Source organism: Rhodococcus sp. 21391 (assembly GCF_016772255.1).
Lineage (GTDB): Bacteria > Actinomycetota > Actinomycetes > Mycobacteriales > Mycobacteriaceae > Rhodococcus_F > Rhodococcus_F opacus.
In genome coordinates, this window is record NZ_CP063781.1 from 1846108 (window position 1) to 1863565 (window position 17458).

The 17458-nt window shown below is 69.4% G+C and carries 16 protein-coding genes; 7 read left to right on the forward strand and 9 right to left on the reverse strand.

Annotated elements, in window-relative coordinates:
* Positions 1-3 precede the first annotated feature (3 nt).
* The 4 genes from GO592_RS08770 to GO592_RS08785 form a co-directional block, all read right to left on the reverse strand.
* The gene (locus tag GO592_RS08770; RefSeq protein ID WP_007297455.1) at positions 4-945 is read right to left on the reverse strand and encodes a phytoene/squalene synthase family protein; all 942 of its coding nucleotides are present in this window, start codon (positions 943-945) and stop codon (positions 4-6) included.
* Positions 946-952: 7 nt separating this feature from the next.
* Complete coding sequence (locus GO592_RS08775; RefSeq protein WP_007297454.1) at positions 953-2557, reverse strand: alpha-(1->6)-mannopyranosyltransferase A; 1605 nt, start codon at positions 2555-2557, stop codon at positions 953-955.
* Positions 2558-2678: 121 nt separating this feature from the next.
* Positions 2679-4304: a phytoene desaturase family protein gene (crtI, locus tag GO592_RS08780; RefSeq protein WP_007297453.1), complete on the reverse strand. Its 1626-nt coding sequence runs from the start codon at positions 4302-4304 to the stop codon at positions 2679-2681.
* 9 nt (positions 4305-4313) lie between these two features.
* Positions 4314-5531, reverse strand: a complete 1218-nt coding sequence (locus GO592_RS08785) for a polyprenyl synthetase family protein (RefSeq protein ID WP_007297452.1) — start codon at positions 5529-5531, stop codon at positions 4314-4316.
* 70 nt (positions 5532-5601) lie between these two features.
* Here GO592_RS08785 and metF point away from each other — a divergent pair, with 70 nt between their 5' ends.
* Positions 5602-6567, forward strand: coding sequence for a methylenetetrahydrofolate reductase [NAD(P)H] (gene metF, locus GO592_RS08790; protein WP_005260176.1), 966 nt, complete (start codon positions 5602-5604; stop codon positions 6565-6567).
* Here the strand turns inward: metF and GO592_RS08795 are convergent.
* From GO592_RS08795 to GO592_RS08815, 5 genes are read right to left on the reverse strand one after another with little or no spacing between them, the layout of a single operon-like run.
* The gene (locus GO592_RS08795; RefSeq protein ID WP_007297451.1) at positions 6560-7720 is read right to left on the reverse strand and encodes a glycosyltransferase; all 1161 of its coding nucleotides are present in this window, start codon (positions 7718-7720) and stop codon (positions 6560-6562) included. The genes metF and GO592_RS08795 overlap by 8 nt on opposite strands.
* Complete coding sequence (locus GO592_RS08800; protein WP_037204868.1) at positions 7717-8430, reverse strand: LppM family (lipo)protein; 714 nt, start codon at positions 8428-8430, stop codon at positions 7717-7719. The genes GO592_RS08795 and GO592_RS08800 overlap by 4 nt, the downstream gene beginning before the upstream one ends.
* Before the next feature lie 31 nt (positions 8431-8461).
* Positions 8462-9274: a carotenoid biosynthesis protein gene (locus tag GO592_RS08805; RefSeq protein WP_007297450.1), complete on the reverse strand. Its 813-nt coding sequence runs from the start codon at positions 9272-9274 to the stop codon at positions 8462-8464.
* Positions 9271-10845: a phytoene desaturase family protein gene (locus tag GO592_RS08810; RefSeq protein WP_007297449.1), complete on the reverse strand. Its 1575-nt coding sequence runs from the start codon at positions 10843-10845 to the stop codon at positions 9271-9273. Before GO592_RS08810 ends, GO592_RS08805 begins: the two co-directional genes overlap by 4 nt.
* On the reverse strand, positions 10842-11453 hold the full coding sequence (locus GO592_RS08815) for a GNAT family N-acetyltransferase (protein WP_005260186.1): 612 nt from the start codon (positions 11451-11453) through the stop codon (positions 10842-10844). Before GO592_RS08815 ends, GO592_RS08810 begins: the two co-directional genes overlap by 4 nt.
* 173 nt (positions 11454-11626) lie before the next feature.
* On the opposite strand from GO592_RS08815, the gene GO592_RS08820 reads away from it, so the two are divergent.
* The 6 genes from GO592_RS08820 (at position 11627) to GO592_RS08845 (ending at position 17407) form a co-directional block, all read left to right on the forward strand.
* Positions 11627-12091, forward strand: a complete 465-nt coding sequence (locus GO592_RS08820; protein ID WP_237720420.1) for an SAV_6107 family HEPN domain-containing protein — start codon at positions 11627-11629, stop codon at positions 12089-12091.
* Positions 12092-12325: 234 nt separating this feature from the next.
* Positions 12326-12754 carry a DUF3040 domain-containing protein gene (locus GO592_RS08825; RefSeq protein ID WP_005247640.1) on the forward strand — a complete coding sequence of 143 codons (429 nt, stop codon included), beginning with the start codon at positions 12326-12328 and terminating at the stop codon, positions 12752-12754.
* A gap of 490 nt (positions 12755-13244) precedes the next feature.
* The gene (gene mraZ / locus GO592_RS08830) at positions 13245-13676 is read left to right on the forward strand and encodes a division/cell wall cluster transcriptional repressor MraZ (protein ID WP_005247637.1); all 432 of its coding nucleotides are present in this window, start codon (positions 13245-13247) and stop codon (positions 13674-13676) included.
* Between the two features lie 196 nt (positions 13677-13872).
* Positions 13873-14889, forward strand: coding sequence for a 16S rRNA (cytosine(1402)-N(4))-methyltransferase RsmH (rsmH, locus tag GO592_RS08835; RefSeq protein ID WP_007297447.1), 1017 nt, complete (start codon positions 13873-13875; stop codon positions 14887-14889).
* Complete coding sequence (locus GO592_RS08840; RefSeq protein ID WP_007297446.1) at positions 14886-15560, forward strand: hypothetical protein; 675 nt, start codon at positions 14886-14888, stop codon at positions 15558-15560. Before rsmH ends, GO592_RS08840 begins: the two co-directional genes overlap by 4 nt.
* Positions 15557-17407, forward strand: a complete 1851-nt coding sequence (locus GO592_RS08845; RefSeq protein ID WP_039951275.1) for a peptidoglycan D,D-transpeptidase FtsI family protein — start codon at positions 15557-15559, stop codon at positions 17405-17407. Before GO592_RS08840 ends, GO592_RS08845 begins: the two co-directional genes overlap by 4 nt.
* The last annotated feature ends 51 nt before the right edge of the window (positions 17408-17458 follow it).

Sequence of the window (17458 nt, forward strand, 5' to 3'; positions counted from 1 at the left end):
CGGTCACCACGCTCGGCCACGGGCCGGCACCGCGAGCCGGGCGAACTGAGGCAGCGCCGTCGCCCACCGGTGTCTCCGGGACACGGTGGCGCGCCGGTCGAGAACCCGGTAACCGCCTCGCTCGATCTCGTCGAGAATGCGGGAATACAGCACGAACGCGGTCCGGATCCCGGGTTGCACCCGTCGGTCCAGCATCGCGATGCCCGGTTCCGCGTCCCGGTACACGGAACGGGTGATCGAGATCAGGTGGGCGAGAGCCCGCACGATCCGCTGGTCCGTCGTGCCGCTGCGACGACTGTGCGCGAGTAGTTCGGTGTCGACACCGAACGCGGCCAATTCGTCGGCCGGGAGGTAGACCCGGCCCCGATCCAGGTCCTCGCCGACGTCGCGAAGGAAATTGGTCAGCTGGAACGCCTCACCGAGAGCCGCAGCGTGTGGTTCGGCATCGGCGGCGGGCCCGGTGGTTCCGAGGACGGGCAGCATCTGCAACCCGATCACGACCGCCGATCCGTACATGTAGGTCCGGAGTTCGGTCATGGTGCCGTACTCGGCCCGATGCTCCGCGGTTCCCGGAACATCCATCCGCATGGACTCCAGGAACGCGAAGAAGTAGTCGTGGGGGATGTCGAACGAAGCCACGGTGTCGAGGAACGCGGGAAGGACCCGCTGCATCTCCGGTGCGCACGCAGCCGGCCCGACCGCGTTCCGGTCGGTGAAGCCGAGTCGCAGTGCCGCGTCGATCCGATCGAGTTCGGCGGCGCAGTCGCCGGCCGTCCGACCGGCATCGACGTCCACGATGTCGTCGACCGTGCGGGCGAACCCGTAGAGGGAATGCACAGCGGCCCGGCGGCGCACGGGAAGCAACCGGGTCGCGAGATGGTAGGTGCGACCGTGCTCCGCCGTCACCGCGCCGCAGAACCGGTAACTGTCGGCCAGTTCGGTCATCGACCGGTCATTCGACGCGGGACGACGTCGCAGCACCTGCGAGACCGGAGGTGCGCTCGTGCTCGACGGGCCGGGGTGCGCGCAGCCGCAGCGGATCGACCGTGCGGAGCGATACCGCCGCGACGACCGCGGCGAACGTCGCGAGCACGACGTGCGCGAACGTGTAGAGACCGATCGAGCCGTCGGGCTGGAAGACCAGCATCAACCAGGTGGACAACCCGACGAGGACCATCAGGGTCCGCGTCGACAACGCGAAGCCGGCCGCGATGGCGATCGGCCACGAGTAGTACCAGGGCAGTGCCGCGGGCGACAGGATCACGATCGCGACCAGGACGATGAGAATTCCGAGAATCGCCTCACGCTCGGTCTTCCGGTAGCGCCACCAGGCCGCCAGCACGATCGCGACCAGGGCGACCGCGCAGATCGGGCGGGTGATGGCCAGCACCTCACCCAGCCGCAGCTCCGCGAACCACGACGTTCCGACGGTCACGATGTGGGCGAGGATCGTCGGCAGCGACAACCAGTTGATGATCTTGTTCGACCCGGACAGCGCGGTCATCCAGCCGAGCCCGACACCGGCGACGGCGGACGCGGCCGCGAAGACGGCCACGAACACGGCGAATCCCGCGCCCGCGGTCTTCGCGAACGACGCGAGCGGCGACGCGGGTGTGCGCCCTTCCGCCTCGGCCTTCTCCCTCTCGTGGAGCATCCAGATCCAGACCATGAAGGGCAGCGCGGCGCCTGCGGTCGCCTTGATCGCGACCGCAACCGCCACGAGGGCGATCCCGGCGAGATGGTGACGTTCGAGGACGAGCGCGATGCCGGCGATCATCAGGCCGACCATCAGCAGTTCGTTGTGGACACCGCCGATGAGGTGGACGAGGACCAGAGGATTGAGCACGGCGAGCCACAGGGCGATCGCCGGATTACCGCCGAGGTGGCGCGCGAGGTGCGGGACTCCCCACACCATGAGCGCGAGTCCGGGCAGCATCGTCACGCGCAGAAGCATCGTCCCGGCGATCACATTGTCGCCGGTCAGCCCCGTGATCCCCTGGCTGAGGAGCAGGAACAGCGGACCGTACGGCGCGGTGGTGGTGGTCCACACGTTGCTGACGTTGTCGAGGAGCACGCCCGGGTTGACCACCGGCCCGACGGCGTAGGGGTCGAACCCGTCACGCAGGAGCGCACCCTGCGCCAGGTAGGAGTAGGCGTCCCGGCTGAACATCGGCACGGCCAGCAGCAGCGGCACCGTCCACACCGGGACGACCATCCGCAACTGCCGGAGGGTGACGTCGCCGCCGAGCGTGGCGCGGCCCAGCCGCACCCAGGCCGTGATCATCGCGACGACACCCGCCCACACTATGACCGTCGACAGGATCTGACCGTGACCGAACCGGAGCCACGACAGGTGCATCGCCTCCAGGAGCGGGTCCTCGCGGCGGACGCTGCCCGCACCGAAACCACCGAACGTGATCATCACGGCGCCTGCGAAACCGAGGATGGCGGCGTGCCCCTCGGGGCTGCGGAGGAAGTCGGCGGTGGTCTGGGGCCACGACCGCTGCGGCGTGGGCGTCGCAGCGGCGACGGTCGCCTGCCGGGCAGAGGACGTCATGAGTGCAGATTCCTCCCCCGAGGTGCGTTCGGTTGCGGTCGGTGCGCTCGTCGTCGTGCGCATCGCATGGTCGAGGAACCAGTTTAATTGCTGCCGGCACCAGTTCCCGCCACGCCTCGCCCTATCCTTCCGCACTGGATGCTTTCGTGTGTCTTTCCGCACTTCGTGCTGCGGTAGGTCTTTCCGCACTTCGTGCTGGGGTGGGCCCGGTGATGCGGGCGGCCGCGAGCTTCCCCGACAGCAGGACGGTCGGAACTCCGACCCCCGGGACGGTGCCGGAACCGGCGAGCACGACGTTGTCCAGCCCCCTGACCAGGTTGGGGCGCCGGAACGGTCCGGTCTGCCGGAACACGTGCGCCGCCGCGAACGGACTGCCCGCCGCCATGCCCTTGCCGAGCCAGGTGAGGGGGGTGTCGACGTGGTCGATCGTGAAATTCTCCGCGATTCCGGTGTACCCGCGCGTCTCGAGTTCGCGCAGCAGTTCGTTCACGTACGGGCCGGTCAGCGACGACCACTCCAGCGGTGCGCTGTGCAGGTTCGGGCAGGGGGCCAGCACCGACAGCGGTTCCGACGGAGTGCCCGCCCGGTCCACGGCGAGGCCCGGATCCGACAGGGCGGGCCGGGTGATCAGCAGCGACGGGTCCGTCATGAGCCGTCCGCGCCCCGCGCGGGCGGTGATCTCCGCGAACGTCCGCTTCCACGCATGACCGAAGTCGATGGTGTGGTGCCGTTGGGCGGCCCACTGCGACGCGACCGCGGTCGGGACGGTCCCGTGCAGGACCACGGCGGACGGTGACACCCGCACCAGGCGGGGCGTCCGGCGTGTCACCGGGCGGAGCAGTGCGTCGACGACGGCGGTGTCCGGGGTGAGTACCAGCGAGTCGCAGTCGATGCGGTCACCCGCAGCCGTGACGACGGTGCCGATGCGGTCGCCGCTTCGCTCGAGCGCCGCGACCTCGGTGTCGAACCGGATCTCACCGCCCGCGGTGGTGAAGGCGTCGGCGAGGGCGAGCGCGATCGAGCGCATCCCGCCCCGGGGGAAGTAGACGCCGAGCGAGGTGTCCATGTGGGCGATCGCGCCATACACCGCGAGGGCGTCGGCGGGAGCGACCCCGGCGTAGAGGGCCTGGAACGTGAAGATCCGGCGGAGTCTCGGATCGGTGATCGTGCGGTCGACCCGGGCTCCGAGCCTGCCGAACCCGCCCAGGGCGGTGAGAGTGAGCAGATCCCGCGCGGCCGCGGGGGACGAGACGAGATCGAGCGGCGAGTCGAAGTTCGCGTCCATGAAACGGTGGTACTCGGCGTCGAAGATCCGGCCGAGCCATCGCCGCAGCCGCAGGTACCTGGCCGATTCCTCCGGCCCGCACACCCGGCTGACCTCGGCGACCATCGCCTCGGGATCGGAGTGCACGTCCAGCGAGGAACCGTCGGCGAATCGCGCGTGATACGCCGGCGCCAGCCGCTCGAGGACGAGTGCCGGACTGGTGGACTCGAAATCCGCGCCGACCGCGGCCAGGGCCTCGCCGACCAGTTCGGGCATCGTGAGGACGGTGGCACCGTTGTCGATGTCGTAGCCGGGACCACGGTAGGTGCCCACCCGGCCGCCCGGTGACGACTCCCGTTCGAGGACGGTGACGCGCCGGCCCGATCCGGCGAGGTGCAGAGCGGCCGAGAGACCGGCGAGGCCGGCACCGACGACCACGACGTGATCGGTGCGGCCGGGAACCGTCCGGAGCGCGCGGGCCACCCCGGACCCTCAGTAGTCGCGGCGCGTCGCGGCGACGGCCATCTCGGTGAGCTGCTGCCTCGCCTCCGCGGTGGCGGTGCTCGCCGCCAGCGTCGACAGCGCGTTCTCGACGAGTTCCTCGATCTGTTTCTCCACGTCCGCGACCGCGCCGAGCGACGTGATCGTGGCCCGGAGGGTGTCCACGTCCGAATCGGACAGATCGGTGCCGATGCCCTCGCGAAGGAGTTCGGCCGCCGCGGGGTCTTCGGCGTCGGCGCGCTGCAGCGACATCGCGAACAGGACGGTGCGCTTGCCCGCCCGCAGGTCGTCGCCCGAAGGCTTGCCCGTCACGGCCGGATCGCCGAACACGCCGAGCAGGTCGTCGCGGAGCTGGAAGGCGATACCGATGTCGGTGCCGAAACGGCGGTACGCCGAGACCAGGGTCTCGTCGGCGCCTGCGAGCGCCGCACCGAGGTGCAGGGGCCGCTCGATGGTGTATGCCGCCGTCTTGTACCGATTCACCTTCATGGCGGCGTCGATCGATTCGTCCGCCCGGGCCTCGTTGCTGATGTCGAGGAACTGCCCGCCGAGCACCTCGGTGCGCATCGCGGACCAGACGGGGGAGATGCGGGCCGACGCGTCCGCGGTGATGCCCGATTCGCGGATCATGTCGTCGGCCCAGGCCAGCGCGAGATCGCCGAGGAGGATCGCGACGCCCTCGCCGAAGTGAGCGGAATCACCGCTCCACGCCCCCGCACGATGCTGTTCCGCGAATTCGACGTGGACGGTGGGGAACCCGCGGCGCGTCGTGGACGCGTCGATGATGTCGTCGTGGACCAGTGCGCAGGCCTGAACCAGTTCCAGCGCGGAGCAGGCGCGGAGCACGGGTCCGGCCTCGGGGTCGCGAGGGTCGCCGCCCGCCCCGAGCCAGCCGGTCCACGCGAAGGCGGGACGGACCCGCTTGCCTCCGCGCAGGACGAAGTCTTCGAGGGTGGTCACGGCCTCGCGGTAACCACCGCCCACGGAGTCGACGAGGTCCTGCCGGCTGGTGAAGAAGTCGCGAAGCGCATTTTCGACCTCGGCCGCGAGGGCGGCGGGGCGCGTTCCAACGGACAGTGTTGCCTCCAGGATCGAATTCTCGCGTGCGCGCCGAGACCGGCGACAGGCGTCGACACCACCATAGTGGGCGCCCTCCCGGGTGGCCGGATACCCGGATCCCGCCGCCCCGTGTAGACGCAGTGGGTGCATTGCCCTGGGCACTACCTATGCTGGACGGGTGACATTCGATTCCGTCAGGGGGCGGGCCAGCGAAGGTTGGGTGACCCGCACTCCGTCCATCGTCGACCGGATCCGGTCGTCCAGCGACGGCCGGGTCCCCTTTTCCGTCGAGTTCTCGCCGCCGCGTGACGAGGCCGCCGAGGCTCGTCTGTGGCGTGCGGTGCGGGAGTTCGAGCGGCTGGGTCCGGCCTTCGTGTCCATGACCTACGGTGCGGGCGGGTCGACGCGGGACCGCACGGTCCGCGTCACCGGCCAGCTCGCCGAGGAGACCACCCTCCTGCCGGTCGCGCACCTCACTGCCGTGTCGCACAGTGTCGACGAACTGCGGTCGATGGTCGGCGCCTACGCCGACCGCGGAATCAGCAACATCCTGGTTCTGCGCGGCGACCCGCCCGGCGACCCGCTGGGCGAGTGGGAGAAGCATCCGGACGGCGTCGAGTACGCCGAGGACCTCGTCCGGCTCGTCCGCGACCTCGGCGACTTCCACGTCGGCGTCGCGTCGTTCCCCGAAGGCCACTACCGCGCGCCCGATCTCGCGCACGACACCCGGTACCTGGTGTCGAAGCTGCGGGCCGGCGCCGAGTACTCGATCACCCAGATGTTCTTCGACGTCGACGACTACCTGCGCCTGCGCGACCGGGTGTCGGCGTACGACCCCGAGCAGGGAGCCAAGCCGATCATCCCCGAGATCATGCCGATCACGTCGCTGCGGTCGGTCCGCCGCGTGCTCGAACTGTCGGGGTCGCGTCTCCCGGCGCACCTCGAGAAGCGTCTGGCCACGGCCGCCGGGGACGGTCCCGAGGAGAACCGCGCCGCCGTGCGCGAGATCGGCATCGACGTCGCCACCGAGATGAGCGAACGTCTCATCGCCGAGGGTGCGCCCGGCCTGCACTTCATCACCCTCAACTTCGCGCGCGCCACCAGCGAGGTGCTGGCCCGGCTCGGCGACAAGGTCGGTTCGGGTGTGGCGGATCCCACCCCGGTCACCCCGGCGCGGGTCAGCTGAGCGTCCGCCCCTTCCATCGGGTGCGCCCGCGTCGATGATTGCGGTGTGACGACACCGTCAGGGCCGTCACCGCGGCGACGGACAGCGGGTGCGCGACCGCGCCGGCCACGTCGGCGCCGGTGAGGCGGCCCTCCCGTTCCAGTGCGCGGGCGCACAGCCGGGACGCCGTGGCGGCGAGATACCCCACCGCACCCCACCCGCGCACGCGTCCCCGTCCGGCCGCGAACGCGACCGGCGGCGCGAGGTACGCCACACTTGCCGCACCGAGCACCGCGACGGCGCCGAGGCGGGAGCCGAATGCCGTCCACAGCCAGCGGTCGTAACCGCGGCGCAGCGCGTCGGCGTCCTCGTACATCCGGCACGACGCCGACCGGCCGGCCACGACCAGTGTGCTCGCACGACCCCGCATACGGAGCAACCGTGCGATGTCAAGGTCCTCGGTCACGCTGTCCGCGACGGCCCGGTGGCCCCCGACCCCGCGGTACCGGGCGGAATCGAAGACCATGAACTGCCCGCAGGCCACGGCCGTCGACGGGCGCCGCGACCGGTTGGCCAGGCGGATCGGCAGTGTCGCCGCCCACGACCACGCGAGCAGCGGCTGCACCAGGACCTCGGTCACCGACCCCGCCTGCTGGAACGGCCACGGGCAGACCAGCGCTGCCTCGGACTCGCGCAGCACGGCGCAGGCGGCAGTCAGGGCGTCCGGACGCAACCGCACGTCGGCGTCGAGGAACACGAGTATCCCGCCGTCACCGCGGCCCTGCGCGAAGGCGTGCTCACTCACCCGATGGCAGGCCGCGGGTTTGCCCACCCAGCCCGACGGCGGTTCCGCGGTTCCCCGCACCACGGAGAAGCGGGGGTCCGCGCCGCTCGCGGCCTCCGCGACCTCGGCCGTCCCGTCCGTGGAGGCGTCGTCGTAGACGAACACCCGCAGGTCGCCGACGCCTCGCTGCTCTCGCAGGTCGCCGATCAGGTCGGGCAACCGGTCACGCTCGTCCCGGGCCGGAATGCAGACCGTGACGGGTTCGGTGACCGGGCGGGTCGCCGTGGGGAGCCGTGGGGCGCGGACGAGGTTGGCGCCGGCCGTGACGAGACCGAGAACCGAGATCAGGGAGCCGATCCGCACGACCCACTCGATCGGCGGAGAGGTCACACCTCCGAGTGGTCCCGTGCGCGACCGCTGCCGATCACCGGATCCTTGTTGCGGGCCATCCAGGCCAGCGCACCGACGATCACGGCGACGCCCAGCGTCACGCCGGCCATGATGCCCGCCCAGCCCGCGAAGCTGCGGGTGCTGGGGTCCGAGTACCGCACCTCGGCGCGGATCGTCGAGGTGTCGCCGGCGGGAAGTTTCCACGACACGATGGAGTCGCCCTCCCGGGTGCCGTTGGTGGTGGCGACGCGCGCCGGAAAAGCAATCGTGAACTGCACGTCCGTGCCCTGGGCGGGTACCGAACCGAGATCGGCCTTCCCGTCGAGGGTCACGAGGTCGCCGGTCCGCTTGAGCGAGATCTGAAAACTTCCGTTGGCCTGCTCGGACATGGAGCCGAGCTGTTGCACGTCGCCGAACGTGAGGTCGCTGAAGAACGCCTGGCTGCCGACGTACCCGTCCTTCTTGTACTCCTGGACGCGCACCTTGCCCGACAGCGAGTCGGGCGGAGTGAGTTGCGGGCCCTTGTCCTGATCGTTCGCCGGCACGGCGGCCGCGACGATCTGACCGGAGACCCGGTCGTCGGCGGACACCCCCATCGACACCTGAACCCGCAGGCATCCCGCGAGGAGGGGCACGAGAAGGAGGCCGAGGGCCGCGAGGGACAAGGCCCTCCGCGAGCGGGTGGAGGTCGGAACTGAGGGCGGCTGCACAGTCGTATCGTGCCAGGGGAGTGGATCGGTGTCAGGCGTGAGGGTGCGTGTCGTGGGTCCGGGGTCGCCGGGCGCGCGGCCGAAGCAGCGACACGAGCAGGGGAACTCCCAGGATTCCCATCGCCAACCACCCGTAGATCGCCGAATACCGCAACTCGGGGGCGCCGAGGAAGACCGAGTGTGCCAGCGCCGAACCGAGCCACGTCCACAGGAACAACCCGATCGGTACACCGTCACGGTGCCGGGTCCCGGCGTCCAGACGGCGGTCGATCCGGTCCACGGCGACGGCCATCACGGCGGCGACGACGAACCACCCGGCGTAGTTGGTCAGCGGAATGTGTTCGACACCGGGCAGGCCGGCGTCGGTGACACACCAGTGCCACTGCCCGTCCGCGACCATCTGCGGGTCGAGGTACAGGTCCCAGCCGACGACACCGATCGTCGTCAGTGCGATGCGCGTCAGCCGTCGGTACGGGCCGCGCGCGAGCACGGACGCCACGCACCACACCGGATAGAACCCGGCCGTCCAGGCGAACGGCACCACCAGAGGCACCCCCGCGAGTGCAGGGCCGAGCCGGCCGACGCTGTAGTCGTAGCAGCCGTAGGGGAAGCCGGTGGCCGTGCCGACGATCTCGGAGCACAGACCGAGCCCCGCGGTCACCAGCACCAGTCCCACCGTCCAGCGGGCACCCCTGGTCGCGGCCGCGTGGGTGACGGACGCCGCGGCGAGCAGCGCGACGACGAGGACGGTGACGACGTCACGGGTCCCGCCGTGCACCAGCGGGTAGACGATCTGCGCCGCGATCGCCGCGCCCGCGAGCAGCAGGGGCAGGCGGGAGGTCATCGCCGGCGCCGCAGGCGTCCCAGACCCCGCCGGTCGTCGTGGAGCGCGATGCGTGCAGCGCTGCGGCCACTCGCGCCGGACACCCCGCCACCCGGATGGGTCGAGGCGCCGGTGAGGTACAGGCGGTCGGCACCCGGCACCCGGTGTCCGGACAGTTCGGGGAGCGGACGCCACATCATCATCTGGTCCAGCGACATCTCCACGTGCATGACGTTGCCGCCGAGCAACCCCATCTCGTTTTCGAGGTCCTGCGGCGACTGCACGTGCCGGTCGAGGACGGACTCACCGAAACCGGGTGCCAGCGCGTCGATCTCCGCGACGATCCGATCGGCCTCCGGTCCGGCGAGGTCGCTCCAGCGCCGGCCGCCGGTCAGCCGGTACGGCTGCCACTGCGACCACAGGGTCACCTGGTGCCTGCCCTCGGGTGCGATGGTGGGGTCGAGGCCGCTGAAGCTCATTCCCAGCACGGCGGGCCGCGGCGGGAGTTCTCCGGCGAGTGCCGCGCCGTGCGCGAGCCGCAGGTGTGCGCGATCCGAGACCAGCAACTGCAGCCCGTGGGTGACCGACGCGTCGGACGCACTCGGATAGGCGGGGAGGGCGTCGGTGGCCAGCCGCACGACCATCCCGATCCCCGGGCCCACGCGGATCCGGCGACGCCACCGGTCGAGGGTCAGCGCGTCGTACCCACCGCGCTCGAGCAGGCCGAGCGTGGTCAGCACGTGACAGCCCGCGATCACCGCACGTGAGCGGATCTCCCGTCCGGACGCCGTCCGCGTCGTCCAGGAGTCGCCGTCGCGGCTCAGCGAGACCACCGAGTCGCCGAGCGAGACGGTCCCGGAGTCGGCGCGCAGCTTCGCGGCGAGAGCGGCGGTCAGGGCTCCGCTGCCGCCGACGGCACGGCCGGGCGGAATTGTGTGCAGCAGGGCGGCGAATCCGACCATCGGCGCCGTCCCCGGCTCCGACATCGGCGGACCGGACTGGGCGCCGAACCACGCGAGGGCGGCCTTGAGGCGTTCGTCGTCGAAGTACTCGTCGAGCAGCGCGTCGCCGGAACCGAGGAACTGCCGGGAGAGGTCGCTGCCGCCGCCGCCCGTGTCGAGCCCCCAGAACGACGAGAGGAGCGCGGGCCCGGTCGGCGGATTCGAGAACGCGCGCATGACACGTGCGCTGCGCGGACCCCACACCGCCACGAACCGGCGGTACGCGTCGGCGTCCGCGGCGCCGCAGGACTCCTCGATGGACCGGCACGTCGCGTCCAGGCTGCGGCGGAACACGATCCCCGGCCGATCCGACCCCGCGGGGGCGGGGGCGAACGCCCACGGATCGCAGTCGAGGTACCGCAGGCCGTGCGCGCCGAGGTCGAGTTCCTCGACGATCCCCGTGTGACGGACCATGATGTGCGCGGACGACCCGCGGTCGACCTTGTACCCGGGGAAGCGTTCGACGGTGGACACCGCGCCACCGATGACGGTGTCGCGTTCGATCACTTCGACCGACCATCCGGACCGCGCGAGGTAGCACGCCGACACGAGGGCGTTGTGTCCCGATCCCACCACCACCGCGTCGATCACAGGGGAAGCCCGCGTCCCAGTACGGCGAACGGCCGGTTGTCCCCGGCGAATCGGAAGTGACGCAGGACATCTCTGAAGCCGAGGCGGCGATACAGCCGCCATGCGCGGTTGTCCTCGTCCGCCACTTCCGGGGTGGAGAGCAGCACGCCGCGTTCGGGCCTGTGGTCGAGGAGGCGGAGGAGCAGGGTCTCGCCGAGCCGATGTCCCTGGGCGTCCGGGTGGACGTGGAGTTCGGTGAGTTCGAAGTAGTTGCCGAGGATCACGTCGATCTGGTCCCGGGTCCACCCGGTGTGGCGCAGACCGGAACGGACCTGCTGATGCCACCACTGTTCGGGTGCCCCGCGGTAGCCGTAGGCGACGGCGACGAGACGGGCGGCCGCGGTGTCGGCGGATCCGTCACCGGCCGGGACGAGCGCGCCGACGCCACGCCACCCCGATCGCTGCAGGTGCTCGTTCCACATCGGCGCCCGGTGGTATTCGGTGCCGTGGGGATAGCCCATGGCGGCGACGTAGATCGACAGCGCCTCGTGCAGGCGGTCGCGGAACTCGGTGGCCGTGAGTTCGACCACGAGTGGAGTCTGATCAGCGTTCGTGTCGACCGGTCTCACCTTTCTCTTGACGACGTGTCGGTGGGTCCAGCTATATTGAATAGGTCGAACGGATGTTCGATAGCGGGGATCCGGCGATGCTCGAGGGAAGCGAGCATCGCCGGCCCCCGAACTCACGAACCGACTACGCCCGGCGGGGTGGTTGCACCGGGGTTTTGGAGGTGTTCGAAGTGATGACGAACCCGGTCACGGGACCGGCCTCTGGGAACTCGCGCCGACCGGGTGACATACGCAACCCGGGCTCCAGGCGGGGTTCGACGCTGCTCGATCGCGCCGACGCGCTCCTCGCCCAATCGGTGGGGGCCGGTGGGCCGGCGGATCGATTCCACAGTGCGTATCTGGCCGCGCTCCGCGGCGCGGGCGCAGTGCTGGCCGCCGTCGAGGGGCCTGCGGCGGGGAGCAGACGGACACGAACGCGTAACGCCTGGGTTCTCATGGCCGCCGCGGCGCCGGAATTCGTGAACTGGGCCGACTACTTCGCCGGGCACTCGGCCACCCGCGCCGCGATCGAGGCAGGAATGTCGCGTACCCTCACCGATCTCGAGGCGGACGAGTTCTTTGTCGAGGTCGGACGCTTTCTCCAGCACGTCGAAGATCACATCGGACGTCGCGCAGGTCTCGATCTGCGGGCGTCGTAGACCGGGCTGTGGGCCGCAAACGGCGGCAAAACGGTGAGGCGTCCGCGACATTGCGGTGCCCCGAACGGGGTTCGGTGCGGGAGTCCGTAAGGTTGGTGTCGAACTCGTACGTGGAGTAGGTGGTACGGGGATCGAACTGCTCGTATTATTAAATCTAGGTAGCCGCCAAAGTCGGTTACCCACCGTCTCGCACCGTGAGGCGGTGGCCAACACTCCAGTGCCGGGGGAGGTACCGTGCCACTCTCCGAGCACGAGCAGCGCATGCTCGACCAGATCGAGAGCGCTCTCTACGCCGAGGATCCCAAGTTCGCCTCCACTGTGCGAGGCGGTCGCATGCGTGCGGCATCGAGTCGTCGTCGATTGCAGGCGGTGGCCCTGTTCGTTCTGGGGCTGGTCCTGCTCATTGCCGGCGTCGCCCTTCCGATCAAGCCGGGCGGTTTTCCCGTCATCAGCCTGATCGGCTTCATCGTCATGTTCGGTGCCGGAGTCCTCCTCCTGTGGGGTGGAGGAAAGAGCAAGTCCGGACAGTCCTCACGTGGTGGCTCGACCACGCAAGGTGAGACCGGCCGTGCCGATCGCGGTAAGCCCCGAGGCGGGCGCAAGAGTGGCGGATTCTCGTCTCGAATGGAAGACCGCTTCAAGAAGAGATTCGAGCAGGAGTAGTTCGACCCGCTCGGCAGCACAGTGGCGGCGTGGCAGGTGATGCCACGCCGCCACTGCTGTGTCCGGGCGGTGCAGGGTCGCTTGGGTGCGGTAGGTCGGGGTCGATCCGGTGGGGCCAGTGAACGTTCCTGCCCACGAATCCCCACCCTCACCCACCCCGTTTCCCCACTTTCCCCCCTGCGCCCCGCGATGAACCGCGAGGTGGGGGCGCCGGCCCCTCGCGTTGTGCTTTCACCTGGGCTTTTACTGCTTTTTAGGCTGATGTGTGACCGAGCCCGATCGGCTCGGCTCGTGTCGGTGATCACGTCGGGAATTTTCCCCCACCTTCTGCAATAAGCGTTGACCAGCAAGTATTGGGCAAATTGGGCGACAACACGCTGTTATCCACCTTGTGAGTGGGGGAAAGTGGGGTACTGTGGTGCGCAGCGGGGAGCGAAGGTGAACCGCCCGGGCATACGGCGTTCGATACGAACGTGGTGGGAGGTGTCGAGTGTTTCTCGGTACCTACACGCCGAAGCTCGACGACAAGGGGCGGCTCACGTTGCCCGCAAAGTTCCGGGATGCGCTGGCGGGAGGGTTGATGGTCACCAAGGGTCAGGATCACAGCCTCGCGGTGTATCCCCGGGAAGAATTCACCGCTCTCGCACGCAAGGCCGCGGCCGCGTCGAGAAGCGATCCGGAGGCGCGAGCCTTCGTTCGCGGACTGGCGGCAGGTACCGACGAGCAGCACGCAGATGCCCAGGGGCGCATCACCCTCTCGGCAGATCACCGTCGTTACGCGGGTCTCTCCAAGGACTGCGTAGTGATCGGTTCGGTCGATTTCCTCGAAATCTGGGATGCGCAAGCCTGGCAGACCTACGTCGAGGCGAACGAGGAGAACTACTCGCAGGCAACAGGAGTCGCGCTCGGCGAGATCGTCTGAGCGTGACCGCGTCCCCGCGAATGCCGCGAGGCCTCTGTCCGACGGAACCCTGACGCACTTCCCCAGCGCCAGGTTTTCATTTCGGGCAGGGACCTCGAAGCATTCGCCACGGCAACTGGCCGACAAGAGAAGTTCGAGCAGTGAACCCCGGCTTCGGGCGCTTCACCCGCACCACAGAGCAGGAGCCGGAGGGATCATGGTGGATCACGAGGGGGAAGATTCCTCGCCCGCCGATGGTTTCGGTCACACCCCGGTTCTGCTTCACCGCGCAGACGAACTGCTGGGCCCCGCCCTCACCGTGAACGACCCGCAGGGCGGGGGAGCCGTCATGATCGACGCGACCCTCGGTCTCGGTGGTCATTCCGAGCACTTCCTGCGGACCTACCCTCAGCTGAGGCTCATCGCCCTCGACCGTGATCCGCACGCGCTCGAGATCGCCGGTGGCCGGCTCGCTCCGTTCGCCGATCGCATCACGTTCGTGCACACCCGCTACGACGGCATCGAGGATGCGCTCGCCCAGGCGGGCCTCCCCGCGCAGGAGTCGGTGCACGGGATCCTCTTCGACCTCGGTGTCTCCTCGATGCAGCTCGACGAATCGGATCGGGGATTCGCGTACTCGATCGACGCGCCCCTCGACATGCGGATGGACCCGACCACCGGCATCACCGCGGCCGAGGTCCTCAACACGTACAGCCACGGAGACCTCGCTCGCATCCTCAGCACGTACGGCGAGGAGCGCTTCGCAGGCAAGATCGCGTCGGAGATCGTCCGGCAGCGCGCGAAGGAGCCGTTCACCACCAGCGCAGCGCTGGTCGAACTGCTGTATCGCTCCATTCCTGCGGCGACCCGCCGTACCGGGGGACATCCGGCCAAACGGACGTTCCAGGCCCTTCGAGTGGAGGTCAACGGCGAGCTCGATTCACTGCGCGCCGCGGTCCCGGCAGCACTCGACGCGTTGACCGTCGGGGGACGCGTCGTGTTCATGTCGTACCAATCCCTGGAAGACCGGGTCGTCAAGCAGGAAATCACTCCCAGGTCGAAGTCGAAGAGCCCCGAGGGGCTTCCTGTCGAACTGCCGGGGATGGGACCGGAGTTCCGGATCCTCACACGAGGGGCGGAGCGGGCGTCCGAGCAGGAAGTCGAAGAGAACCCACGATCAGCCCCGGTGCGTTTGCGCGCTGCAGAAAGAATTGCCAGGAGGTCGGCGGCATGACGGTTCAGGTGAGTTCCACCGAGATGCGGCCCGCGCGGGCGACCGCCCGGACGGGCGCGGCTGAGCGGGCGTACAAGAAGCGCACCCAGCGCGCGGCCGTGCACAGTGGATCCGCGATCGCCGTCTCCGGTAAGAACCGCACCGGCACGCTCACCGCCCGCATCCCGTTCGTGGCAACGATCCTCGTTCTGCTCGCGATGGGCCTGGCCATGACACTGCTGCTGACAACCCGATCCGCGGAGGACTCGTACCAGCTGAGCGCCGCCCGCGCTCACAACCAGTCGCTCGCGGAGGAGAAGGCGGCACTCGAGCGTGACGTCGAGACCGCCAACTCCGCCCCGAAACTGGCGGAGGAAGCAGCCAAGCTCGGCATGGTGCCCGCCAACGATCCCGCTCGCCTCGTCGTCCACCCCGACGGCAGCGTCGAGGTCGTCGGAAAGCCGGCCCCGGCGTCGGGTGCACCCGTGCCGCCGCTGGACGTCGCCCCGCCCACCCAGCGTGGCAACGCCGTCGCGACCGCCCCCAACCGCGGGACGACGACGCAGTCGCCGCGCGCCACGCCGCAGCCCGGCAATGGCACCGAGATCCAAGCGCAGGGTGAACAATTGGTTCCCGTGATCCCCTCGACCACCGCTCCGACGACTGCTCCACCGTCCGGCGGTCGCCGGTGAGTCGAAGCGCACCGAGAAGTCGTCCCCGGCGCCCCAAGGGCGCCGGTTCGGCGTCCTTTCCGTTCAGACAACGGTACGGACGCCTGGTGATGTTCTTGGCGCTCGGCCTCGCCGCAGTGCAACTTCTGTGGATCCAGGTCATCGACGCACCACAACTGTCCGCGGAGGCGGCGAACCAGCGCACCACCACCGAGGTGGATCCGGCGCTGCGCGGGTCGATCACCGACCGCAACTCCAACCCCATCGCATTCACGATGGAAGCGAAGGCCCTGACGTTCCAGCCCCCACGGGTGCGGAAGGAACTCGAGGAGGCGAAGGCCAAGAGCGACACCGCCCCCGACGTCGACTCCCGTCTCGACGCTATCGCGAAGGAGATCCACGACCGGCTCGGCGACGCCGCACCCGAGAAGGATCTGAAGGAGAAACTGCACGGCGACGACACGTTCGTCTATCTGGCGCGCAGCGTCGACCCCAACATCGCCGCGCAGATCAGTGACAAGTTCCCGGAGGTCGGACTCGAACGCCAGGACATCCGCGAGTACCCCGGCGGATCCCTCGCCGCCAACCTCGTCGGCGCCACCGGCTGGGACGGTCACGGACTGCTCGGCCTCGAGGACTCGCTCGACTCCACTCTTGCCGGCACCGACGGCTCCCAGACCTACGACCGAGGTTCCGACGGCGCGGTGATTCCCGGCAGCTGGCGCGACAAGCAACCGGCGGTGGACGGGTCGAGCGTCGAGCTCACCATCGACTCCGACCTGCAGTACTACGTCCAGCAGCAGGTGCAGATGGCGAAGGACAAGTCCGGTGCGAAGGACGCGTCGGCGGTCGTGCTCGACTCCCACACCGGTGAGGTGCTCGCGATGTCGAACGACAGCACGTTCAATCCGGCGATCGGGGTGGGCAACAATCCGCGGACCGTGGAGATGGGCAACCTGCCGGTGAGCACGCCGTTCGAACCGGGCTCGGTCAACAAGATCGTCACCGCGGCGGCCGCGATCGAGTACGGGCTCACCACACCGGACGAAGTTCTCGAGGTCCCCGGCAACATTCAGATGTCGGGTGTGTCGGTGAAGGACGCCTGGGACCACGGGGTCGCCCCGTACACGGCCACAGGCGTATTCGGTAAGTCCTCCAACGTGGGCACTCTGATGCTCGCCCAGCGCGTGGGGGAGGACCGCTACGCGGACATGCTGTCCAGGTTCGGTCTCGGCCAGCGCACCGACGTCGGGCTCCCAGGTGAGAGCGCCGGCAGTGTCCCCAGCCGCGACCAGTGGTCGGGGGGCACGTTCGCGAACCTGCCGATCGGCCAGGGCCTGTCGATGACACTGCTGCAGATGACCGGCATGTACCAGGCGATCGCCAACGACGGCGTCCGCATCCCGCCGCGCATCGTGAAGGCGACGGTCGACGCGTCCGGGAACCGGACCGAGACCGAGACGCCCGAGGAGGTGACGGTCGTCAGCCCCCAGACCGCGTCCACCGTTCGCGACATGTTCCGGTCCGTCACCCAGGACGACACGGGCAACCAGCGGGGTACCGGGGTGCAGGCCGCCGTCGACGGATACCAGATCAGCGGCAAGACGGGCACCGCCCAGCAGGTCGATCCCGCCTGCAAGTGCTACTCGAACTCGAACTACTGGATCACGTTCGCCGGGATCGCCCCGGCCGACAACCCGCGGTACGTCGTCGGAATCATGCTCAACGCGCCGACACGCAGCGCGGACGGCTCCGGCGGGCAGTCCGCCGCACCGCTGTTCCACAACATCGCGTCCTGGATGCTGCAACGCGACAGCGTGCCGATGTCCCCGGACCCCGGACGCAGGCTGGTGCTGCAGGCCGATTGAGCGAAGGTCGGCCGAATCGGGTTCCGAGAGCTCTCGCGGTAATCTGACACG

Coding starts and splice junctions, on each gene's coding strand:
- GO592_RS08805 (WP_007297450.1), bottom strand. CDS start 9,274: ATGACCTCCCGCCTGCCCCTGCTGCTCGCGGGCGCGGCGATCGCGGCG.
- rsmH (WP_007297447.1), top strand. CDS start 13,873: ATGGTGGATCACGAGGGGGAAGATTCCTCGCCCGCCGATGGTTTCGGT.
- GO592_RS08770 (WP_007297455.1), bottom strand. CDS start 945: ATGACCGAACTGGCCGACAGTTACCGGTTCTGCGGCGCGGTGACGGCG.
- GO592_RS08775 (WP_007297454.1), bottom strand. CDS start 2,557: ATGACGTCCTCTGCCCGGCAGGCGACCGTCGCCGCTGCGACGCCCACG.
- GO592_RS08785 (WP_007297452.1), bottom strand. CDS start 5,531: ATGCACCCACTGCGTCTACACGGGGCGGCGGGATCCGGGTATCCGGCC.
- GO592_RS08840 (WP_007297446.1), top strand. CDS start 14,886: ATGACGGTTCAGGTGAGTTCCACCGAGATGCGGCCCGCGCGGGCGACC.
- GO592_RS08820 (WP_237720420.1), top strand. CDS start 11,627: ATGACGAACCCGGTCACGGGACCGGCCTCTGGGAACTCGCGCCGACCG.